A 3925-nucleotide genomic window follows, 5' to 3' on the forward strand; every position below is an offset into this window, starting at 1 on the left:
TATCGACTTGCACCTTTGTTGCATCGACCTACAAAAATTAACCCACCCTACATTCCGCAGCAACTTTAAAAGACTTGTGTACACCACCGTAGCCTACGAGGAGAGGGGAGTTTAGCTCCCCCTTCCCTTGTAGGGAAGGGGGTTGGGGGGTTAGGTCTTTGATTACAGCACCTTCCTAGCTAAGGTGGTGAATAACAATTCATCATCCAAATAGCTGACACTGTGCGTTAGCGAAGCGCTGCCGCCAGAGGCAGATCGCTCCATTTGCGCGCCAGGTTGCCAGTGAAATAATCCTTTTGTATAAGTTTGAGTCAGACTCTTAGGCGGATCTTGTAACTCATCCCGGTGAAATCGGTGTACTCCATAAAGTTCATCGACACCAAACACCCAAGTTTTATCTGCCTTTTCCAGCACCACCATGCGCGAATACACCACTGGACTGAGGGTTTGTACTGCTGTATCGGCAGTTTCCAGATTCAAAAGATCGCTCAAAGAAATACACAATAGCAATTCGCCTCGGATACTTACCAATCCCCGCAAGATTTGGTTGCTGCGATGCGGTAGGGTATGAACCACGCTAGAAAGAGAAATTTCCTTGAAGATTTGGGCAGAAAGTGCTAGCCATTCCCGTTGCAGACGAAAAATCACAACCGTGATTTCAGTGGTGGCTAAAGTATGGGATATCTGGGAATTTTCATCAGTTCTAGATTTAGCTAGTAACTCAGTCCACTGATGGCGATAATCTTCAGGTATGGAGCGCTCTAGCAAATAGCGTCCAGCAGTAGAGTAAACGGGACAATTGCGGCAATGGGTATAAGTGGCTAATTGGGGACAGGAGCGATCGCCCTCAATGCCGATAAAATTCCAACAACGTTCAATATTTAATGGCGTAGCGGGGTTCATAAGGGCTGCTCAAGAGAATTGGTGCAGGGGTATAATGTCTTCTGTTTTCACCTGAAAGCGGGCAATCTCTTGACGCAATCCCTGCGCTACTTGGTTAAGTTGGGTTATGGCATGATTAATTTCCCGCAAGGAATCCGTACTTTGCACAGAGGTACTGCTCAACTGCACCATCGTCTCACTAATTTGTTGCGCTCCCACAGATTGGTTTTCCATAGCCTGGTTGACAAACTCAAATCGCGGATTCAGGTCTTGCACTTGCTGGATAATTTGCCCAACCTGTGTACTAATACTGGCAACATCTTCTATATTCCGCCCAACTTCTGCGGCAAACTTGTCCATCTCCATCACACCTGTAGAGACTGACGATTGCATCTGCTTCACCATCTGCTCAATATCGAGGGTAGCAACGGCGGTTTGATCTGCTAGTCGGCGAATTTCTCTTGCCACTACAGCAAAGCCCAAGCCATACTCTCCAGCTTTTTCGGCTTCGATCGCCGCATTTAACGACAGCAGATTCGTTTGGTCTGCCACCTTGGTAATTGTGACGACGATAGTATTAATGCTATTTGCCTTTTCGCTAATTACTCCCAATCGAGCTGCGATCGCATTCGTGGCTTCTGCTAACTGCCGCATAGTGGTTTCCATCCGCACTATATCTTTTTGACTATCATTCGCTGCTGTCGTCGTGATTTGGGAAATGGTTGCAACTTGTTCCATTGCACTTACTAATTCCCTAGAGGTAGCGGAAATTTCTTTGGTAGCAGCAGCTACCTCATTCGTAGAAGCTACTTGCTCAATGAGCGTCCCTTCTAATTGTTTACCTGAAGCTGCTATTTGAGTCGCTAAGGAAGTAACCTGTATGCCTGAATGCTGTACTTGACGAATCAGAGTATTGAGACTCTGAGTCATAGTTTGGAAAGCTGTTAAGAGTCTGTTCATTTCATCTTTGCTGTTAAAGTCAACCGCGATTTTAGTTGTTAAGTTTCCCAGAGAAATTTGCTCTGCAACTCTAATAACACTAAAAATCTGATAAGTAATTTGTCGAGCGATTACAAACCCAAGAAGAATTGCAGTTATCGGGCCAATGGCAATTCCTATTGAAATCCAGAAAACGCTGCGTCCCACATTTTTTTCGACTTCCTTTTGTGTAGTTGATATCAAGTTTTCATTAACATTCAAAAGTTTTACTGCTTGAGCTTTAGTTGTTTTAAATACCGGAGATTCTTGATTTTTTACCTCATTACTTATCCGTTTACGTAATTCAAATGTATTTTGAATACTAGGGAAATTAGCTGATAATTCTTGTGTCTGGCGGATTAATTCAAGTTGTTTTTTCCAAGGATTTTTAATTCCATTCTGATTTAGTTCTTGTTCAAGATTTAATAATTTTTCATTAATTTTTTTCCAAACTTCCAATTTGTCTTTAAGTAAATTATACTCTTTTAATTCTTCTGGGCCGGATGGAGTCGCGTCGTACTGTATAATACCTTCGTTAATCTGTTTCCAAGCGTCCTGAATTTCAGCGATCGCACTATCTCTTTCACTAACACTGATTTCAGGATTAAATAATAATCGTTCTGCCGATTGAATTTGTATCTGACCTTCCTTAATCTTCCATACCCCGGACAAGCTGGGGATATTATTCGTAGTTAGTTCGTTAATTGACTTATTTAACTCGTTGGTAACGTACCATCCCAGCAAGGCCATTGTGAATACAATCAGTCCTATGAATAAAAATGAACCGATCAACCGGGTTTGCAAGGTAATGTTCTTGAACATTGGATATCCTACTGTTCCTCTGGTGCTGTAAAATGCATTCGTTTATTAGAATTCCCAAATCACAAACAAGATGAACAGTTTGTATTTTTATTTGTAAATAAATTATTAAGTAGGTAGCTTAGTTCAGAGACTAGATTTTACTGATGATGTAAAAGTCTTGAGATATTTCTTCAATTGTTGATTAGATTTATTGCTGAGGAGTTAAACTAGAATATTCTGTTTTCACCTGAAAGCGGGCAATCTCTTGACGTAATCCTTGAGCAACTTGATTGAGTTGAGCTATAGCACTATTAATTTCCCGCAGAGAATCCGCCGTTTGCACTGAAGTACTACTCAACTGCACCATCGCATCACTAATTTGTTGCGCTCCCACCGACTGGATTTCCATACCTTGGTTTACAGACTCAAAGTGAGGGGCCATGTCTTGCACTTGTTGGATAATTTGCCCAATTTGAGAACTAATGCTGGCAACATCTTCTACACTTCGTCCAACTTCAGCAGCAAATTTGTCCATCTCCATCACACCTGTAGAGACTGACGATTGCATCTGTTTTACCATCTGTTCAATGTCGAGAGTAGCAACAGCAGTTTGATCTGCCAGCCGGCGGATTTCTCTAGCAACAACCGCAAAACCCAAACCATATTCTCCAGCTTTCTCGGCTTCAATAGCAGCATTTAACGACAGTAGATTTGTCTGATCTGCCACTTTCGTAATCGTGACAACAATGTTGTTAATGTTATTCGCCTTTTCACTAATTACTCCCAGTCGAGCAGCGATCGCATTGGTGGCTTCTACCAACTGCCGCATAGTGGCTTCCATGCGAACTAAATCTTTTTGGCTAGTGCTAGCAGCCGTCGTCGTGATTTGTGAGGTAGTCGCAACTTGTTCCATAGTATTTACCAGTTCCCTAGAAGTTGCAGCAATTTCTTTAGCAGTAGCAGTTACCTCATTCGTAGAGGCTACTTGTTCAGAAATTGTCGCTTCTAATTGTTTACCAGAAGCGGCAATTTGAGTAGCCGAAGTAGTTACCTGAATACCTGAATTTTGCACCTGACGGACAAGGGTATTCAGGTTAGCAATCATGTTTTTCAATGCAGCCATTAACTTGCCAATTTCATCGTCTGAGGTAACTTCAATCTGAGTTGTCAAATCACCGGCAGAAACCTGCTCTGCTAGACTAAATGCTGGGGAGCATCCCAATTTTGCAAAAAGAGGGTGAAAAGACCAATTTATTCGCGAGTG

Annotated in this window: 3 protein-coding genes; all 3 read right to left on the minus strand. The window is 42.4% G+C overall.

Annotated features, from left to right (window positions below; all coding sequences use genetic code 11):
- Positions 1–162: 162 nt before the first annotated feature.
- Positions 163–903 carry a chemotaxis protein CheW gene (locus tag RM049_RS30345; protein WP_322687667.1) on the minus strand — a complete coding sequence of 247 codons (741 nt, stop codon included), beginning with the start codon at positions 901–903 and terminating at the stop codon, positions 163–165.
- 9 nt (positions 904–912) lie between these two features.
- Entirely contained in the window at positions 913–2682 is a 1770-nt protein-coding gene (locus tag RM049_RS30350) for a methyl-accepting chemotaxis protein (RefSeq protein ID WP_322706808.1), read from the minus strand.
- Between the two features lie 187 nt (positions 2683–2869).
- Positions 2870–3925 (minus strand): methyl-accepting chemotaxis protein (locus RM049_RS30355; RefSeq protein ID WP_322706809.1); only part of this gene is annotated, 1056 nt, incomplete at its 5' end.

The sequence above is a fragment of the Nostoc sp. DedQUE04 genome (assembly GCF_034530995.1).
Taxonomy (GTDB): Bacteria; Cyanobacteriota; Cyanobacteriia; order Cyanobacteriales; family Nostocaceae; genus Nostoc.

Bases quoted from the DNA above. Each gene is read 5' to 3' on its own strand.
- RM049_RS30345 (WP_322687667.1), bottom strand. From the start codon at position 903: ATGAACCCCGCTACGCCATTAAATATTGAACGTTGTTGGAATTTTATC.
- RM049_RS30350 (WP_322706808.1), bottom strand. From the start codon at position 2,682: ATGTTCAAGAACATTACCTTGCAAACCCGGTTGATCGGTTCATTTTTA.